The 17,982-nt window shown below is 43.6% G+C and carries 16 protein-coding genes; 4 read left to right on the top strand and 12 right to left on the bottom strand.

The features are described from left to right. Positions 1–5 precede the first annotated feature (5 nt). Positions 6–1,130 (top strand): CapA family protein, encoded by a 1,125-nt coding sequence (locus FO440_RS04995; RefSeq protein ID WP_186292568.1) that lies wholly within the window; start codon positions 6–8, stop codon positions 1,128–1,130. Here the strand turns inward: FO440_RS04995 and FO440_RS04990 are convergent, their stop codons facing one another. Next, the gene (locus tag FO440_RS04990; RefSeq protein WP_144247113.1) at positions 1,131–1,316 is read right to left on the bottom strand and encodes a hypothetical protein; all 186 of its coding nucleotides are present in this window, start codon (positions 1,314–1,316) and stop codon (positions 1,131–1,133) included. A 293-nt stretch (positions 1,317–1,609) separates the two neighbouring features. Next, on the bottom strand, positions 1,610–1,795 hold the full coding sequence (locus FO440_RS04985; RefSeq protein ID WP_144247112.1) for a hypothetical protein: 186 nt from the start codon (positions 1,793–1,795) through the stop codon (positions 1,610–1,612). A gap of 266 nt (positions 1,796–2,061) precedes the next feature. Between FO440_RS04985 and FO440_RS04980 the strand changes: the two genes are divergently transcribed. Next, on the top strand, positions 2,062–3,009 hold the full coding sequence (locus tag FO440_RS04980; RefSeq protein ID WP_144247111.1) for an SPFH domain-containing protein: 948 nt from the start codon (positions 2,062–2,064) through the stop codon (positions 3,007–3,009). A 14-nt stretch (positions 3,010–3,023) separates the two neighbouring features. Continuing rightward, on the top strand, positions 3,024–3,587 hold the full coding sequence (locus FO440_RS04975) for a DUF922 domain-containing protein (RefSeq protein WP_144247110.1): 564 nt from the start codon (positions 3,024–3,026) through the stop codon (positions 3,585–3,587). Positions 3,588–3,663: 76 nt separating this feature from the next. On the opposite strand, the gene pgl is transcribed toward FO440_RS04975, so the two are convergent. The 8 genes from pgl to FO440_RS04935 form a co-directional block, all read right to left on the bottom strand. Further along, entirely contained in the window at positions 3,664–4,395 is a 732-nt protein-coding gene (gene pgl / locus FO440_RS04970; RefSeq protein ID WP_144247109.1) for a 6-phosphogluconolactonase, read from the bottom strand. 114 nt (positions 4,396–4,509) lie between these two features. Further along, positions 4,510–6,024: a glucose-6-phosphate dehydrogenase gene (gene zwf / locus FO440_RS04965; RefSeq protein ID WP_144247108.1), complete on the bottom strand. Its 1,515-nt coding sequence runs from the start codon at positions 6,022–6,024 to the stop codon at positions 4,510–4,512. 32 nt (positions 6,025–6,056) lie between these two features. Continuing rightward, positions 6,057–7,478: an NADP-dependent phosphogluconate dehydrogenase gene (gene gndA / locus FO440_RS04960; RefSeq protein WP_144247107.1), complete on the bottom strand. Its 1,422-nt coding sequence runs from the start codon at positions 7,476–7,478 to the stop codon at positions 6,057–6,059. Between the two features lie 2 nt (positions 7,479–7,480). Next, positions 7,481–8,104 carry an HAD family hydrolase gene (locus FO440_RS04955; RefSeq protein ID WP_144247106.1) on the bottom strand — a complete coding sequence of 208 codons (624 nt, stop codon included), beginning with the start codon at positions 8,102–8,104 and terminating at the stop codon, positions 7,481–7,483. Positions 8,105–8,113: 9 nt separating this feature from the next. Then, positions 8,114–9,205 (bottom strand): transaldolase, encoded by a 1,092-nt coding sequence (gene tal, locus FO440_RS04950; protein WP_144247105.1) that lies wholly within the window; start codon positions 9,203–9,205, stop codon positions 8,114–8,116. 102 nt (positions 9,206–9,307) lie between these two features. Further along, the gene (gene rpiA, locus FO440_RS04945; protein ID WP_144247104.1) at positions 9,308–10,018 is read right to left on the bottom strand and encodes a ribose 5-phosphate isomerase A; all 711 of its coding nucleotides are present in this window, start codon (positions 10,016–10,018) and stop codon (positions 9,308–9,310) included. A 96-nt stretch (positions 10,019–10,114) separates the two neighbouring features. Further along, positions 10,115–12,121 (bottom strand): transketolase, encoded by a 2,007-nt coding sequence (tkt, locus tag FO440_RS04940; RefSeq protein WP_144247103.1) that lies wholly within the window; start codon positions 12,119–12,121, stop codon positions 10,115–10,117. A 12-nt stretch (positions 12,122–12,133) separates the two neighbouring features. Next, positions 12,134–12,907, bottom strand: coding sequence for an ROK family protein (locus tag FO440_RS04935; RefSeq protein WP_144247102.1), 774 nt, complete (start codon positions 12,905–12,907; stop codon positions 12,134–12,136). A 530-nt stretch (positions 12,908–13,437) separates the two neighbouring features. Between FO440_RS04935 and FO440_RS04930 the strand changes: the two genes are divergently transcribed. Continuing rightward, entirely contained in the window at positions 13,438–14,940 is a 1,503-nt protein-coding gene (locus FO440_RS04930; protein ID WP_144247101.1) for a Gfo/Idh/MocA family oxidoreductase, read from the top strand. A 286-nt stretch (positions 14,941–15,226) separates the two neighbouring features. On the opposite strand, the gene FO440_RS04925 is transcribed toward FO440_RS04930, so the two are convergent. Both FO440_RS04925 and FO440_RS04920 read right to left on the bottom strand, forming a co-directional pair. After that, positions 15,227–16,846: an ATP-dependent DNA ligase gene (locus FO440_RS04925; RefSeq protein WP_144247100.1), complete on the bottom strand. Its 1,620-nt coding sequence runs from the start codon at positions 16,844–16,846 to the stop codon at positions 15,227–15,229. Next, on the bottom strand, positions 16,843–17,922 hold the full coding sequence (locus FO440_RS04920; RefSeq protein ID WP_144247099.1) for a ligase-associated DNA damage response exonuclease: 1,080 nt from the start codon (positions 17,920–17,922) through the stop codon (positions 16,843–16,845). Before FO440_RS04920 ends, FO440_RS04925 begins: the two co-directional genes overlap by 4 nt. Positions 17,923–17,982 lie beyond the last annotated feature (60 nt).

Here is a 17,982-nt window from a genome sequence, read left to right as displayed (position 1 = left end):
TTGCTATGAAAATACGTTTTGCTGCATTTATAATAACATTACTGTTTGCATCGCAGTCATGTCAGCAAAACGAGACCGGGGCTATAAACCAGGTTCCTAAAAAACAACTTCCTAAAAAATATATTGAGATACCCTACAAGCCAGTAGTGCCCGATTCTATTTGCATAGCGGCTGTTGGTGACATTATGCTGGGGACTTCTTATCCTACCAATAGTACCTTACAACCCGACAGCGGTAAAAACAGCTTTACATATGTGGTTAAATACCTGCAAAGCGCAGACGTTACCTTTGGTAATCTAGAGGGTGTATTGCTCAATAATGGATTACCCGCCAATTTTAAATTACATCAGAGATCCAAATCATACTTATTCAGAATGCCGGTAGATAACGGCCGGGTATTAAAGGATGCCGGTTTTAATGTTTTGAGCCTGGCCAATAATCATATCAACGATTTTGACAAAACAGGGCGCATAAGTACCACCGCTACTTTAGATAGCTGCGGCATACACTACGCCGGATTGCTGGATCACCCATCTGTGATATTTACGGTAAAAGGAATTAAATATGGCTTCTGCGCATTTGCGCCCAACAGTAATACCGTATCCATCTTTGACCTGCGCGGAGCAGGGCGGATCATCAGCGACCTGAAGCAGCAATGCGATATTGTGATCGTTTCATTTCATGGCGGCGGCGAGGGACCCGCTTTTGAGCATGTTACAAAAGCACATGAATCATACATCGGCGAAAAACGGGGCAATGTTTACGCATTTGCCCACAATGCTGTTGATAATGGTGCAGATCTGATCTTCGGGAACGGGCCGCATGTTAGCCGGGCTATGGAATTATACAAAAACCGGCTGATAGCCTACAGTTTGGGGAACTTTTGCACCTATAAATGTGTAAGCATTGCCAGCATATGCGGTATAGCGCCTTTATTAAAGGTGCATGTTAACCGGAAAGGAGAGTTCTTGAAAGCACAGATCATATCTGTTAAACAATCGCATGAAACGGGATTACTGATAGACAGCCTTGACAGGGCGGCAGCAAGAATAAAATTGCTTACCGAAACTGATTTTCCGGATAATAAGTTGTCTATTTCAGAGACCGGAATGCTTACCTTTATAAACTAGCTAAGCCTCGTCCTTGGTGTTACGCACCAGGCTAATCCCCGTTAAAAAAAAGATAAGGCTTATTGCGCCTATCACAGTAAGATTTATCGCATTGCCTTCGCGCTGTATAATTACTATGCCGGTATAAATAAGGCCAATAATGCCCAAAATTGTAAGTATTGTACCAAATATTCGTTTTACATTCATAGGTTATTTCTAAAAAGTTATCCGTTAGTTTTAGAACAAATAACAATCCAATTAACCTTAACAACTAACCTATAACTTAAATTATATATAAATGCAAGGCCAGATAACTACTTTAATATTATTATTCATAGTATTAATAATACTTTTCTCAGCATTTATGACTGTAAAACAGGGCACTATTGCAATATCACCTTATACCTGGCCGGTATAATATCCGCAGAAAAAACAGGGCAATAAAAAAGTATCCGTCTTAGAGGAACGGATACTTAAAAACTATATTAATCAATTATAAATTAGGAATGTGCTGTTTCTCCGCGTAAAATAGCTATACCCGCAACAAGTACAACCACACTTGCCAATATTATCCCCTCAAACAAGCCTTTAGTTATTGCGTGTGTTAATAAACCTGCTGTAGAAAAAGTTACACCGTTAATACCGATAACGGTTAATGAAAGCCCAGAATTTGATTTTGTGTTCATCTTTAGTTTAATAGTTTTTAATTAGTTAATATCATATATACAAATAGCACACCATTGCGTGTATAAGCTTAATTTAAGTTCAAAAACGTGTATAAATAGGTTATAAAAAGAAACGTTTACTGTGTAAAACGTCCCCATAAATCCACACCGGGTGGGGCATAATTGTAACGGGGAAGTTACAATTAGTTTTTAGCAAAACAAATATTCCCGCCAAAAAAATAGCCCTATATTTATTAAATCTTATCAACATATAAACATCACCATTCATGGCAGCTCAGGTAGTTACATTCTTAATAGTTTTCATTTTATTAGTAGTTGTTTTATCGTCATTTGTGACGGTTAAACAAGGCACTATTGCTGTAATTACCGTATTTGGTAAATACCGTCGCATTTTAACCCCGGGCTTGAATTTCAAGATCCCGCTTGTTGAATCCATCTATTCTAAAATATCTATCCAGAACCGTTCTGTCGAACTGGAGTTCCAGGCTGTAACGTTCGACCAGGCCAACGTGTATTTTAAGGCCATGCTGTTGTACTCGGTATTAGATCAGCAGGAAGAAACCATCAAGAACGTGGCCTTTAAATTTGTTGATGAACGTAACCTTATGCAAGCGCTTATTCGTACGGTAGAGGGCTCTATTCGCGCCTTTGTGGCCACCAAAAGGCAATCAGAGGTATTGATATTAAGGCGAGATATTGTTGAGCATGTAAAAGAGCAGCTTGACCAGATCCTGGAAACCTGGGGCTATCACCTGCAGGACCTGCAACTGAATGACATTACGTTTGACGATGTGATCATGAAATCAATGAGCCAGGTTGTGGCATCAAATAACTTAAAAGCCGCTGCCGAGAACGAAGGCCAGGCCTTACTGATCACCAAAACAAAGGCTGCCGAAGCCGAAGGTAACGCGATCAAAATTTCTGCCGAGGCCGAGCGCCAGGCATCGCAGTTACGCGGGCAGGGTGTGGCACTGTTCAGGCAGGAGGTGGCCAAGGGTATGACCGTAGCTGCTAAAGAAATGGAAACCGCACATATGGATACATCGGTAATATTGTTTACCATGTGGACAGAATCTATAAAACACTTCGCCGAAAACTCTGAAGGCAACGTGATCTTCCTTGATGGATCAACCGACGCCATGCACCAAACCATGAAAGAAATGATGAGTTTAAACCTTTTGCAATCTGACAAAGTCAAAGGCAAAAAGGATTAAACCATTAATATGAAATGAAGGTAAGTTTTGTGAGAGGGATGGCCGCTGCCTGCTTATGGCTATGCAGCAATTTTGCTTTGGCCCAAGATGGAAATTATCGCCGGCTTACTGCTGATGACTTTATGGGGACACCTCATGTTAATGGGGATAATGCCATTGCTTACACCAACTGCTCTATTCATTTTCGTTACCAGGCGTATCATGAAAATGGAGTGTACCGCCTTGTTTTTGATGTGCCGCTAACTATGAACCGCGACAGGTCATGGATGGATAAAAGCCGCATCACATCGCAAAAAATGCTGGCCGAAGTATTGAAACATGAACAGGGTCATTATAATATAGCCTACATGGAGCAACAGGAAATATTGCGTGTCGCCGCCCGTACCCGCTTTGACTACAATTACCAGGCAGAGGCCAGCGCCATGTTTAACCGAATCCACGCCAAATACCAGGTACTAAATGCCAATTATGATGCCGATACCCGGCATATGCTTGATGTTGCACAACAGCATAGCTGGGATGTTTACTTTCAGCGCAGATTAGCCTATATGCCGCCTGTAGAACAAACGGGTTATTAATTCCTGTACTGATACCCCTATAAACGAAAAAAGGCCTCTGATGAAGCCTTTTTATTTACAATACTAATTGTATCTCTTAATATTCTTCTTCCAGGTTAGCCGCTGCCGGTTCATCCAGGAACCATTGCACATCGCCCGTAATTGAATCAATAAGCTGGGCTGGATAGTTTTCAATATCCTCATCGTCCTCTAAAACATGATGCACAGCTTCTGCCTTGCCTTCGCCGTATACCAAGAACGCTATATTTTTAGCTTCGTTAATTAATGGGGCGTTAAGGGTAATACGATACACCTGCTGGTCTTCCAGCCAAACTTCTTTAACAGATGGTGTTACATCATGCAGCACCGGTGTATATGGAAATAGAGACGCGGTATGCGAGTTATCGCCCAGACCTAACAACACCAGGTCAAAGCTCATTTCATCATCATCAAAAAACTCGGCAATGGTTTCAGCATACTTTTGCGCGGCTTCTTTGGGTGTTAACGTAGTATCTACCGGGTAAATATTAGCGGCATCAATATACAATGGCTCAAACAAAGCTTTCTTAGCCATCAGGTAATTGCTCTGGCTGTCTGTTTGCGGTACGTTACGCTCATCGCCAAAAAAGAAATAAACTTTGGTCCAGTCTATGCTGTCGGCATAAATGGTTGAAGCCAATAGTTCATATAACTTTTTAGGAGAACTGCCACCTGATAACGCGACAGAGAATTTACCGTGCGCCGCGATGCTTTCATTAGCTATTTTAACAAAGTATTGGGCCAGCCCGTCAACTACTTCGTCTGGGGTGTCAAAAATGTTTAATGTCATGGGTAACGTGTTTTAACAAAGGGTGTCATGCTGAGGTTCTCGAAGCATGCGGTTGGGCCTTTACGCTCACCCTTCGAGTGCCTCAGGGCGACACCCCTGTTTGTTATTTAATATTTACTTCTTTGTATTCTTCAACGGTAATGAGAACCAGGTAAAGCCATCGCGGGCAATTAATGCCTCGGCGCTTTCAGGGCCCCATGAGTATGCAGAATAATTAGGGAAGTTTAAGCTCTTTTTGTTGGTCCAGGTGCTTAGTATTGGCATGATCAGATCCCATGCAGCTTCTATCTGGTCACCACGCATAAACAGGGTTTGATCACCCAGCATGGTATCCAGCAATAAGGTTTCATAAGCCTCTGGTGCCTGGTTAGTGTAAGTGCCTTTGTAGTCAAACACCATATCAACGGTGTTTAGGATCATATCTAATCCCGGGCGTTTTGCCTGAACTTGTAAACGGATACTCATTTCCGGCTGAATACTGATGATCAGCCTATTTTGCTGCCAGCTTTCTGCCGCTTCGGTAGGGAAGATTTTATGCGGCACATCCTTAAATTGGATAGTGATCACTGATGATGACTGGTGCAGCCTTTTACCTGTACGTACGTAAAACGGCACACCTTGCCAACGCCAATTATCTACAAAGAATTTTATGGCGGCAAAAGTTTCCGTATTTGAGTTAGGGTCAACCTTAGCTTCCTCGCGGTAGCCCGGTACTTCTTTACCTTCCATCCAGCCTTTAGCATATTGGCCCCTTACAGCCGACATACGCACATCCTCAGGTGAGAACCTGCGCATGGCATGTAATACATCAACTTTACGATTACGGATCTCATCGGCGTTAAAACTAACCGGGGTTTCCATAGCCACAAGGCATAACAATTGCAGCAAGTGGTTCTGGATCATATCGCGCATAGCGCCTGATCCGTCATAATAGTCGCCGCGATCTTCAACGCCCAATTGCTCGGTAACAGAGATCTGTACGTGCTCTATGTAATTCCGGTTCCATATCGGCTCTAAAATAGAGTTGGCAAAACGGAACGCCATAATATTCTGTACGGTTTCTTTACCCAGGTAATGGTCAATATGGTAGATCTGTTTGTCGTCAAATAAACCTGCCAGTAATTTGTTCAATTCTTTAGCAGATTCAAGATCATGACCAAATGGTTTTTCAATTACCACACGTACGTGTTCAACATCATCTGTTAATTTAGCCTTAGCCAGGTTAGAAGTAATGATAGGGAAGAAGGTAGGTGATACCGCCAGGTAGTAAATAACGTTAGGTCTAACTTTCCATTCGGCAGCATGGGCCTCTACACGTTTACCAAATTCTTTATAAGTTTCAGCATCTTTTGCATCCGACACCTGGTAATACACATTCTTTTGAAACTCTGCCCATTTCTCTTTATCAGCTTTTCCGCTGCGTGAAAAATTGTTGATGTCCTCGTTCAGGTTTTTTCTGAATTGTTCGTCTGTAAGCTGGGTACGGCCTGTACCAATGATAGAGAACTGTTTTGGCAACCATCCGTCAAGGAATAAGTTATATAACGCGGGCGCAAGTTTGCGCGCGTTCAAGTCGCCTGTGCCACCGAATATAACAAATACGGTAGGCTCTGATTTTATTGTTGACATAATTTATTATGTTAAACTTTCTTGTTTAAGTTTTAATTTTTAGCTGACCATTGGGTGTGGAAGGTTCCTTCTTTACCTATCAGCTCATAAGTATGCGCGCCAAAATAATCGCGTTGTGCCTGGATCAGGTTTGATGGCATACGGCCGCTGCGGAAAGCATCAAAATAGCTTAATGAAGCAGCATAGCATGGCGCAGCAATACCGGCAGCAGTAACTGCTGATACTACAGTACGTGCGCCGCCTATAGAGCCTTTAACCTCATTGGCTACGCCACCGTCTAACAACAGGTGCTCTAAGGCCGGGTTAGCGGTAAATGCTTCGTAAATATTCTGTAAGAATAGTGAGCGGATGATACAGCCGCCTCTCCAGATCTTAGCGATCTCTGCAAGCTTTAAGCCGTAATTAAACTCGACAGACGCACGGGTTAACATATGGATACCCTGCGCGTAACTGATGATCATGTTGAAGTAGAAGGCATTTTCTAAAGCGGCCAAAAACTCTTCTTTATTTACATCAAGCTGCGCGGCAACACCACCATAAATACCTTCGGCTTTAACACGCATTTCTTTGTATTTTGACAAATCGCGCATAGCAACCGATGAGTCTACCGTTGGGATAGGTGCCTGAAGATCCATAGCCACTTGCGATGTCCACTTACCGGTACCTTTAGCACGGGCTTCGTCTTTAATATCATCTAATAATAAATGATCTGTACCCGGTGCTTTGTATTGAAAAATATCGCTGGTAACCTCTAACAAAAATGATTTAAGGCGACCGTTGTTCCAGTCGGTAAATACCTTGCCTGCTTCTTCGTTATTCAGGCCTAAACCTTTTTTCAGGATCTCATAGGTTTCTGCAATTAACTGCATTACACCATATTCGATACCGTTGTGCACCATTTTAACAAAGTTACCGGCCGATCCGGTACCGCAATAAGTAACACAAGGCTCGCCATCAACTTTAGCCGCGATAGCTTCAAAGATTGGTTTTACAACTTCATAGGCTTTTTCGTCGCCGCCCGGCATCATGCTTGGGCCGCGGCGCGCACCTTCTTCACCGCCTGATACACCCATACCAAAAAAGTGAACCCCTTTGCTGTTCAGGTAATCAAAACGGCGATTGGTATCGGTATAATAAGTGTTACCACCGTCAATGATCAGGTCGCCCTTGTCAATCAGTGGTAACAGCTCTTCAATAACATCATCAACAATTTTACCGGCAGGCACCAACATCATAATGGCACGCGGCTTGTTCAGGCTGTCTACAAATTCCTTTACATCGCTAAACCCTTTAAGGTTTCCGGTCGTGCTTTCGTCGCCCAATGCCTTAACTTTTTCGGCATCTTTATCAAATCCGGCACCTTTTACGCCATGGTCGCCCATGTTTAACAAAAGGCTGCGACCCATTACGCCAAGGCCTATCATGCCGAAATCATATTTAGTTGGTGTGCTCATAGTTATTTGTTGTGGTTTTCCTCTTTTAGTTGTTGTAATATTTTTTTGGTCGATTCAAGGTCTTTGTGCTGAAATGCTCTGATACCCAAGTTTTGTGCCGCGTTAACAAACATAATACGGTCGTCAAAATACACGCACTGGTTTGGCTGTGCCTGGGCTATACCCATAGCCAGTTTCCAGATAGCCGGGTCGGGTTTACGCAAACCAACCTCGCACGACGATACGAAGGCATCAAAAAACTCGTGCAGTTTGAATTTTTTTACACGGTAATCATTCAGTTCCTTACCCTCGTTGTTAACAGAAATGATGCGGAAGCCGCAATCTTTTTTCCATTCTTTTAACCACTCTAAAGTGGGCAACTCAACCGACTGCTGGTAAACAAACTCCTTAAAATCCTCTCGTGTAAAATCACGCGGGTGATTAAAGATCACCGTGTCCAGGTAGTCGTCTAACGTAACGCCACCTATCTCATAAACGTTAAATATGAAATTGTGCAGGCCATTTACTTCCTCATAGTCGAGGCCGAATTTTCTGGCTGCTTCTTCACGGCTTTCATGACCCCAGCCATTGCTGAGCATCACACCGCCAATATCGAAGAAAAGGATCTTAAGGTTGTTAGCTTCCATCGTCCGGAATTATTTTACCTTGTTTGCTTCGATAGATTGTAATAATTTTTCAAAAGGCTGGTTGAATTTCTCAATGCCTTCGTCTTCTAATTGCTGAGTCAACGCATCGATATCAATGCCGGCAGCTTTAACTTTATCCAATATCTCGGTTGCTTTGTCAGTATCCTGCTCTAAAGTATTGGCAGCGATACCATGATCACGGAATGCTACGATAGTTTCTAACGGAACGGTATCAACAGTATCCGGACCAATTAATGCTTCAACATATTTAGTGTCTTTAAACGCAGGATTTTTGCTGCTGGTGCTTGCCCATAATAAACGTTGTGGTTTAGCGCCTTTAGCTGCTAATTTTTCCCAACGCTCACCGCTGAATACTCTTTTATAAATCTCGTAAGCTTTTTTAGCTGACGCGATAGCTACTTCGCCTTTGTATTCGCCTAAACCTTTTTCTTCTAATATCGGGTCGATCAAAACATCGATACGGCTCAGGAAGAAACTTGCTACTGATGAAATGTGCGCAATTTCGTGTCCTGCTGCCAGGTGGTCTTCTAAACCTGCAATGTATGCCAAAGCAACTTCTTCATAACGTGGCAAGCCGAATAATAAAGTAACGTTGATGTTAATGCCCTGCGCGATAGATTTGCGAATAGCATCTAAACCAGGTTGTGTACCCGGGATTTTGATCATTACGTTTTCGCGATCAACTTGTTTCCAAAGTAATTTTGCCTGCTCAAAAGTTTCTTCACCTTTCAAAGCCAAAAACGGAGAAACTTCTAAACTTACATAGCCGTCGCCTTTTTCGCTTTCGGTATAAAGATCTTTAAACAGATCGCAAGCATCCTGGATATCTTTTATAGCTAAACCAAAAAACACTTCCTCTGTGGTTCTTTTACCGTCAGACAATGCTGCAATATCAGCATCATACATATCGCTGCTGCTAATAGCTTTTTCAAAAATAGCAGGGTTTGAAGTTACACCTCTAACACCGTCATCATCAATAAGTGCTTTTAATTTACCATTGCCAATAAACGCGCGATCAATAAAATCAAGCCAGATGCTTTGACCGAAGCTGTGTATTTGTTTTACTTTATTAGTTTCCATTATAATTAATTTTTAATATCAATTTTATTATTGTGAGTTGGTTATCTTTTTGTCGGCAATAAGTGTACCACCTATTGCTATAATTGTCATACAATATTACTATTAAACAATGTTTGCCGCTACTAAAACTTCTATATTATAGTTTATAAACAGGCCGCTTTCAATTACACCGGTTATCGACTTTATTTTGCGTTCCATATCAAGGTCTATCCTGTCAAATTTAACATCAAGCAGCAAGTTATTATTCTCGGTGATCACCGGCCCGTCTTTACCGCCCGCCGGGCGCAATTGAATGGATGTAGCGCCTAAAAGGCTTAATTCCTGTTCAACATGCGTTAATGCCTGCGGAAACACCTCAACCGGCACCGGGAACTTTGAGCCCAGGCGGTCAACCAGTTTACTATCGTCTACAATAATATAGCTTACCGGGCTGCTGCTTATTAAAAGCTTTTCTTTAAACAGCGCGCCGCCGCGGCCTTTTATCAGGCTTTTATTGGGGTCAACCTCGTCGGCACCATCAAAGCACCAATCAGGTTTATGCTCAAATAAAGTTGTTAATGGGATACCCAGCTTGGTACAGAATAGCGATATTTCGATAGACGTCGGAATAGCAGCGATATTTAGTCGCTCGGCTTTAATGCGCTCGGCAATGGCAAACAGTGTTAAAAAAACAGTACTGCCCGAGCCTACGCCTATCACATCGCCATCTTTCAGTTTGGCAACAATTTGATCGGCCACCTTTTGCTTGCCGGCTACATTACTGATGTTGCCCGCCCAACTAAGGTTTTTGATGATGTCGCTGTTCCAGTTCATTGTGAGGTAGTGGTTGGTGATCAGTGATTAGAGATCAGTTTAAAGATTGGAGAATAATGAATAGACAACTAATCACTATTCTCCAACCACTGGTCTCTATAACAAGGCTTTCGCTTTGTTAACTACGTTATCAACAGTAAAGCCAAAGTATTTATACAGCTCATCAGCCGGAGCAGATTCGCCGAAAGTAGTCATACATAAAGTATCACCTTCGTCAGTAGTATATTTATGCCAGCCCAGTGGCGATGCCATTTCAACAGCTAAACGTTTTTTAACCGCCTTAGGCAACACGCTTTCTTTGTAGGCAGCGTCTTGTTTCTCAAACAACTCCCATGACGGGAAGCTTACCACGCGTACGTTAACACCCTCTGCCTCCAGTTTAGCTTTTGCATCCATGATCAAAGCAACTTCAGAACCTGTCGCCATCAGGATAACATCAGGCGTGCCTTTTGAGTCGGATAAGATATAAGCACCTTTCTCTAACTGGCTTGCGCTGCCCAAAGTATCCTGGTCAAGGATAGGTAAGCCCTGGCGGGTAAATACCAATACAGTAGGGCCGCCTTTTTTCTCGATAGCTACGCGCCATGCATGTGCTGTTTCGTTAGCATCAGCGGGGCGGATAACAGTGATGTTAGGAATAGAACGTAAAGAGATCAGTTGCTCAACAGGCTGGTGGGTAGTACCGTCCTCACCTAAACCTATACTATCATGAGTGTAAACAAATATCGGGCTCACTTTCATGATAGCAGCCAAACGGATTGGCGGGCGCATGTACTCAGAGAACATCAGGAATGTTGCACCAAAAGGTTTGATACCTTTGGTCAAAGCCATACCATTCAGGGCAGAACCCATAGCATGCTCGCGGATACCGAAGTGGAAGTTACGGCCGTTACGATCTTCTGAAGTAAATGAACCGTATTTTTTCAGGTTAGTTTCTGTTGATGGGGCCAAATCCGCAGCACCACCTATCAGGTGAGGGAAGCTATCAGCGATAGCATTTAATACCTTACCAGATGCCTGGCGGGTAGCCATTTTAGGATCAGATGCCTTAAATGTAGGGATCTTATCTAACCAGCCTGCCGGTAATTCATCTTTAATAGCAGCTTCATACTCGGCAGCCAGTTCAGGGAATTCAGCTTTGTATTTATCAAATAGCTCATTCCATTTTTGCTCATAAGCTATACCTCTTGAGCCAATTTCATGGTAATATTTTTCAACCTCGGCAGGTATGTAAAATGATTTATCCTCATCAAATCCAAAGAATTTTTTAACCAGTTTGATCTCATCTGCACCAAGTGGTGAGCCGTGTGAACCTGCGGTACCTGATTTATTAGGGCTGCCGTAAGCAATTAATGAGCGTACGCGGATCAATGATGGTTTTTGAGTTTCGGCTTTCGCGTTAACTAATGCCTGGTGTAAAGCATGGATGTCGTTGGCATCGTCAACAGATTGTACATGCCATCCGTATGCTTTAAAACGCTCGTCAACATTCTCATTAAAGGCGATATCGGTGCTGCCTTCAATAGAGATCTTGTTATCGTCATATAAATAAATGATGTTACCCAGCTCTAAGTGGCCTGCTAATGAAGCAGCTTCTGAAGTTACGCCTTCCATCATATCACCATCGCTGCAGATAGCGTAGATATGGTAATTAAACAGGTCGAAACCAGGTTTGTTATAATAGCCTGCCAAATGTTTTTGCGCGATAGCGAAACCTACACCGTTAGCGAAACCCTGGCCTAACGGACCGGTGGTAACGTCAACGCCCGGTGCCAAACCGTACTCAGGGTGACCTGCGGTTTTGCTGTGCAGCTGGCGGAAGTTTTTAATATCATCTAAAGAAAGATCATAACCTAAAAGGTGCAGGAAACTGTATTGTAAGATACAAGCGTGGCCTGCAGAAAGAATAAACCTGTCGCGGTTTGCCCAGTCAGGATTTTTAGGATTAAAGTTAATAAAGTCTTTCCAAAGTACGTGGCCCACAGGCGCAAGCGCCATGGCAGTACCCGGGTGGCCCGAGTTAGCTTTTTGCACAGCGTCGGCCGACAATATTCTTACCGTATCAATTGCTAATTCTTCGATGTTTTTACTATTTGAATCCATTTTCCTCTTTTTTTATGAATGTTTAGATGATTTACTTTTTTTTGATGATGATGGCATATCTGATTCAGGTGCCGGGTCTGTTGACCATAGCCTTGCACCACCTTTTATACCGTCTTGATTGGTTACTAATTTCACATTACTGTCAAGCTTAAAAGTAAGCTCGCGGGCGTTGCCGCCGCCTATATACAAATAGTCGTAATTGAATAGTGTTTTTAAAACTTGCAAAACTTTTTCCATGCGCTCATTCCACTTCTTTTTACCAGCCTGGTCAAAGGCTTTGTCACCTACATAGGCATCATAACTGTTGTGGCGGGTAATAGGGCTTTGGCCAATTTCTAAATGGGGCAATAGCTTACCATCAAGCAATACAGCAGTACCAAATCCTGTACCTAATGTCAGTACCAGTTCAAGTCCCTTGCCGTTTACCACGCCTAAGCCCTGCATATCGGCATCATTTACAACACGTGCAGGCTGGCCTAACTCTTCTTCCAGTTTTTGGCCCAGGTTAAAATTAGCCCATGCGGCATTATCCAGGTTTGGCGCGGTTTTAACAATACTGTCGCGCACATATCCGGGAAAACCAACCGAGATCTTATTAAAGTCGGTAAGTGTTGCAGCAAGTTTTTTTATTGCCTTTACAATATTATCAGGATTAGCCGGCTGCGGGGTTTCTACTTTAGAATAAGGCACTAAAAGCGCACCATTATTATCTAAAACTGTGGCCTTTATATGCGATCCGCCTATGTCAATAGAAAGGACTTTAAGTTGTGGAGATGCTTTGCTCATAAATTGTTATGGACGGCAAAAGTAATATGTATTTTGTAATATATAACAATCTTTTGGTCAATATATAAGGTATTTCAACAGATAGTTGACAGGCAATGTAGACTAAAAGGCTTTAATACTGCATAATGGGGCATTTTTTGACCTTTAAGTGTTAAACCGACACGAAAAAATCATAATTTGTTAACATATCTACCTATAATAAACAAGGCCCTGCCACTCATTCCCGGTCTGATGCTGATTTACAGCATTGATCAATTACAAAAACAAGCTCGGGCAAAAACCTGCTTGTATATACGTGTTGTAAATATATATTAAAAATGTTACGATTTATTAGCTGATTTTTTTTAGTTATTCGTATTTAATTTTATAATTTCAACCTTTGTCTGATCGTGATCGAACAATAGCAGGAAATATAAAGCCAATTTTACCACTGCATAAAACGCGTTCCATTAAGTTAGAGATCTGACCGATACGCCATAGCAAGAGATACTGAATAAAAAACTATAAAACCAAACAATAAAACTATTAACATGAAAGAAAATGAAGAAAAGGCAAGCGCTCCTTCACGCAGAGATTTTGTGAAAACGAGTGCCCTTGCTGCTGCCGGATTTACCATAGTACCCCGGTTTGTATTAGGTAAAGGTTACCGCGCGCCAAGCGATACCTTATATATTGCGAGTGTGGGACTGGGAGGAAAAGGAACAAGCGATATTGAGGCATTTGTGAAAAGCGGAAAAGCAAAATCTGCATTTTTATGTGATGTTGACCAGGATTACGCGGCTCACGTTTTCAACACTTATCCGGATGCTAAAAAGTATGTGGATTGGAGAGAGATGCTGGATAAAGAGCATAAAAACTTTGACGCCGTGCATTGCGCCACGCCTGACCATACCCACGCGGTAGTTGCTACGGCTGCAATGTCTCTTAAAAAACACGTTTACGTACAAAAACCAATGGCGCATGATGTGTATGAAGCACGTATGATGGCCAACATGGGTAATAAATATAAAGTACAAACCCAAATGGGTAACCAGGGATCATCAAGCGATGGCGTTAGAAAGATGATGGAATGGTATGATGCCGGTGTTATTGGTGACGTTACCGAGGTTTGGTGCTGGACCAACCGCCCGGTATGGCCGCAAGGCTGGTACGGTGCTAACACACCTAACGGGTTACGCTGGCCAAAAGAAACCGCTACCCCGCCAAGCACCCTTAACTGGGACTTATGGCAAGGTACCGCTAAAGAAAAACCGTTCCCTGCAACAACAGACACCCCGGGTGGCATAAAAGTATTGCCGTTTAACTGGAGAGGCTGGTGGGATTACGGAACCGGTGTATTAGGCGACATGGGTGCGCATATTTTGCATGGCCCAATGAAAGTGCTGAACCTTAAATATGTTGAGAAAGTATCAACAAGCGTTGGCCAGGGCGGCACATTGGAAACAGGCCCTGCATCAAGCTTCACTACCATGACATTCCCTAAAACTGATAAAACCAGCGGCCCGGTAAAAGTACATTGGCTTGATGGCGGTATGATCCCTCCTCGTCCTGAAGAACTGGATCCGTCTGAACATTGGGGAGAAGGTGACGGCGGTATGTTGTTTATTGGTACAAAAGGTAAAATGACTGCCGGTTGCTACGCATCACGTGCTCGTTTATTACCTGTATCAAGAATGGACGATGTAAACGTTCCTGAAAAATACGCACGTGTTAAAGACGAGAACCACTATGCACAATGGGTTGAGGCTTGTTTAGCAGGCTACGGTAATATGAAAACCAGCTCGCCATTTGAGGAAGCTGCTTTATTAACCGAAGCTATGCTGATGTGTAACCTGGCTATCAGGGGCGTTAATTTAACCACCAGCAAGGAAGTAACAGGCAGAGACGGTAATAAACATACACGTAATACAAATCCTGCTGCATACATCGACCTGATCTATGACGCTGCTAATATGAAAGTTACAAACGTTGATGAGATCAACCAGTATGTTAAACGCGAGTACAGAGCACCATGGAAACTTAGCGGCATTTAATTGACCGTTAATTCTGATAACAAAAAGGAGGCACTCAAAAAGTAGCCTCCTTTTTATTTTAGGGGTGATTCAATTTGGTGATCCACTCGCTAAAAAGAGATCCAAAAAAGATCGGTTTCTAATGAATTGATTATCAAAATGATAGCTCAATTTCACACACAAGCACACTGACTTTTATGGTGATCCAAAAGTGATTCACTCATTTTGCCAAAACGTTTATTTACAGTAGCTTAGATAAAAATGGTGATCCAGGTGATCCATATTCTTAAGTGGATCACCTGCACACTTAATCACCCAATAAAGCCTTCAAATTATCCAATGTATCTGCCTCTTCTTTAGGCTTGTCATGCCGCCAGCGCAGTATGCGCGGAAACCGCAACGCTATGCCCGATTTATGGCGTGTAGAACGGTTGATCCCTTCAAACCCTATTTCAAAAACCAGTTCGGGTTTTACGGTGCGTACCGGCCCGAATTTTTCGAGCGTGTTGCGTTTAATAAAATAATCCACCTTATTGATCTCGGCATCGGTAAGGCCCGAGTAAGCTTTGGCAAACGGCACCAGCTTATCGCCATCCCAAACGGCAAAGGTGTAATCTGTGTACAGGTCGGCGCGCCGGCCGTGGCCCTTCTGCGCGTAGATCATCACCGCGTCGACCGATAGCGGGTCTATCTTCCATTTCCACCAGTCGCCGCGCTTACGGCCCACCTGGTAAGTGGCGCTTTTGCGTTTAAGCATAATGCCCTCGGCTACCATAGCTCTTGATTGTTCGCGGATACCGGCCAACTTATCCCAGTTATCAAACTTTATTAACTCTGAAATGCGGAAGATCTCAGGAAATGCTGTTCCCGTCTGCAACTGTTCTAATATCACCCGCCTTTCGCTTTGTGTTTTGGCGCGGATATCCTCGCCGGCGTATTCCAGGCAATCGTAGGCTATCAGTGCTACCGGGCTTTCTTCCAATATCTTTTTACTTAAGTTCTTGCGGCCTATGCGGGTTTGCAAAACGTTAAAGGGCATAGGTAAACCGTTTTGGAAGCTTAGTATCTCGCCATCAAGCACGGTACCATCAGGCAGCGCATTTAAAAACGGGTGCAACTCGGGGAACTTCTCGGTAGCCAGGTCCTCACCCCGGCTCCAGATAAAGATCTTGCCATCACGTTTGATCAGCTGCGCGCGGATGCCGTCCCATTTCCATTCGGCCTGCCATTCGCCTGCATCACCCAAGGCGCTTTTCAGGTCGTCTGCCGATTTTTGTTTTTCTGACGTCTCTTGTATAGGGTAAGCCAGGAAGAAAGGGTAAGGCCGCGAGATATCATCAGACGCTCCCTGTTCTTGCACCAACTGCTCATACGTATAGGTTTCGGGCATCCAGTTACCCATAATCCGGTGGGTTAAGGTAGGCGCGTCCAGCTTAGTAATATCGGCAAGCGCCTTAATAACCAAGCTTTGCGACACACCCACACGGAAGCTCCCTGTAAGCAGCTTGTTGAATACAAAGCGTTCCTGCGTATCCAGCATCGCCCATGATTCAATGAGCCAAAGTTTACGTTCTTCTTCGGTTTTATCATTTAAGCTGTTGAGTTCGCCGATCCAGTCGGTTAAAGTTTTATTGGTGGTCGAGCTGGTATTTTGAGGCATCAATAATGCCATAGTTTCAGCAAGGTCGCCAACTACATGGTAGCTTTCTTCAAACAGCCATATCGGTATATTGGTTATCTCTGTAGCCCAGGTGCGGATCTGCGTGGCATTGATCACCCTTTTAGGTTTACGCCCGGTAAACAGTGCCAACATGTGCATCTTATCGGTATCGGGTACGCTATTAAAATAGTCCTTTAAGACCCTAACCTTTTCATTGGTTTTGTTGGTCTCGTCGAGCGAGAGGAATAGTTGGGCGAAAGCTTTCATGATGTGGCCTCCACCCCCTCTAAATCTCCCCCCAAGGGGGAGACTTTTTGGCCATCAGGTCCTTCAGTTGGAACTGTTTCCAATGCCTCATCATCCCCATATAAAGTATGCACCTCGTGCGCGTCAAACCCTATTTCATTTAAATAGCGGGTAAAGCTGGCTGTGTAGCCGTGGGTAAGGTACACTTTCTCGCACCCGGTAGCATCTATGGCGCTGATCAGCCCGTCCCAGTCGGCGTGGTCTGATAATATAAATCCGCGGTCTGCGGCTCGCCTTCTTTTCGCTCCGCGGATAGCCATCCATCCTGAACAGTACCCGAAACTATAAGGCTGAAACTTGCGCATCCACGGCGTACCTACAGACGAAGGCGGCGCTATGATAATGCCCTTACGCACCTCGTCTTTTGGGGTGTCCTGGGTGATCCTTTCAGTGGGATTAAGAATAACCCCGTTACGGCGTAGCGCCTCATTGGTGTTTTCAATTACACCATGGGTATAAACCTTGCCGATAGACAGATCTAAATTTTGCAGGATGCGCTGCGCCTTACCCAACGAGTAACCCACAATAACGGTAGCCAAACCGTTGTTTACATTATTGCGCCACCAGTTATTTACCTCGTCAAAAATCTGTACCTGCGGCTTCCATTGGTAAACAGGCATCCCAAAGGTACATTCAGATATAAAGTGATGGCATTTTACCGGCTCAAACGGGGTTGAGATGCCATCGTCTTCCGTTTTGTAATCGCCTGATACTACCCAAACCTCGCCCTGGTAAGCAACCCGGATCTGCGCCGAACCAATAACATGCCCGGCAGGGTAAAGCGAAATTTCCACGCCGTTTTTCATCACGGTTTCGCCGTACTCAACCGTTTGCAACTGGATCTCGCCCAGACGGTACAGTAAAACTTCTTTAGATAAATGGTGTGCCAGGTAATGCTTGTGCCCCCAGTAAGCATGGTCGGCATGGGCATGGGTGATTACGGCATAGTCAACCGGTTTCCAGGGATCAATATAAAATTTGCCCTTATCGCAATAGATGCCCCTGTCGGTAAATTCAAGCAACGGTTTCTTAGCCATGATAGATAAACCTTTATAACCCAAATTGGTTTTAAACCAAAAGATCCCGGCTGTAACCGG

Origin of the sequence: Mucilaginibacter corticis (assembly GCF_007558865.1) — a bacterium.
In the GTDB taxonomy this organism is placed as follows: domain Bacteria; phylum Bacteroidota; class Bacteroidia; order Sphingobacteriales; family Sphingobacteriaceae; genus Mucilaginibacter; species Mucilaginibacter corticis.
Note: the sequence above shows the minus strand (reverse complement) of the source record. Positions and strands in the feature narration are given on the sequence as shown.

Bases quoted from the DNA above. Each gene is read 5' to 3' on its own strand.
- FO440_RS04995 (WP_186292568.1), top strand. From the start codon at position 6: ATGAAAATACGTTTTGCTGCATTTATAATAACATTACTGTTTGCATCG.
- FO440_RS04990 (WP_144247113.1), bottom strand. From the start codon at position 1,316: ATGAATGTAAAACGAATATTTGGTACAATACTTACAATTTTGGGCATT.
- FO440_RS04985 (WP_144247112.1), bottom strand. From the start codon at position 1,795: ATGAACACAAAATCAAATTCTGGGCTTTCATTAACCGTTATCGGTATT.
- FO440_RS04980 (WP_144247111.1), top strand. From the start codon at position 2,062: ATGGCAGCTCAGGTAGTTACATTCTTAATAGTTTTCATTTTATTAGTA.
- FO440_RS04975 (WP_144247110.1), top strand. From the start codon at position 3,024: ATGAAGGTAAGTTTTGTGAGAGGGATGGCCGCTGCCTGCTTATGGCTA.
- pgl (WP_144247109.1), bottom strand. From the start codon at position 4,395: ATGACATTAAACATTTTTGACACCCCAGACGAAGTAGTTGACGGGCTG.
- zwf (WP_144247108.1), bottom strand. From the start codon at position 6,024: ATGTCAACAATAAAATCAGAGCCTACCGTATTTGTTATATTCGGTGGC.
- gndA (WP_144247107.1), bottom strand. From the start codon at position 7,478: ATGAGCACACCAACTAAATATGATTTCGGCATGATAGGCCTTGGCGTA.
- FO440_RS04955 (WP_144247106.1), bottom strand. From the start codon at position 8,104: ATGGAAGCTAACAACCTTAAGATCCTTTTCTTCGATATTGGCGGTGTG.
- tal (WP_144247105.1), bottom strand. From the start codon at position 9,205: ATGGAAACTAATAAAGTAAAACAAATACACAGCTTCGGTCAAAGCATC.
- rpiA (WP_144247104.1), bottom strand. From the start codon at position 10,018: ATGAACTGGAACAGCGACATCATCAAAAACCTTAGTTGGGCGGGCAAC.
- tkt (WP_144247103.1), bottom strand. From the start codon at position 12,121: ATGGATTCAAATAGTAAAAACATCGAAGAATTAGCAATTGATACGGTA.
- FO440_RS04935 (WP_144247102.1), bottom strand. From the start codon at position 12,907: ATGAGCAAAGCATCTCCACAACTTAAAGTCCTTTCTATTGACATAGGC.
- FO440_RS04930 (WP_144247101.1), top strand. From the start codon at position 13,438: ATGAAAGAAAATGAAGAAAAGGCAAGCGCTCCTTCACGCAGAGATTTT.
- FO440_RS04925 (WP_144247100.1), bottom strand. From the start codon at position 16,846: ATGAAAGCTTTCGCCCAACTATTCCTCTCGCTCGACGAGACCAACAAA.
- FO440_RS04920 (WP_144247099.1), bottom strand. From the start codon at position 17,922: ATGGCTAAGAAACCGTTGCTTGAATTTACCGACAGGGGCATCTATTGC.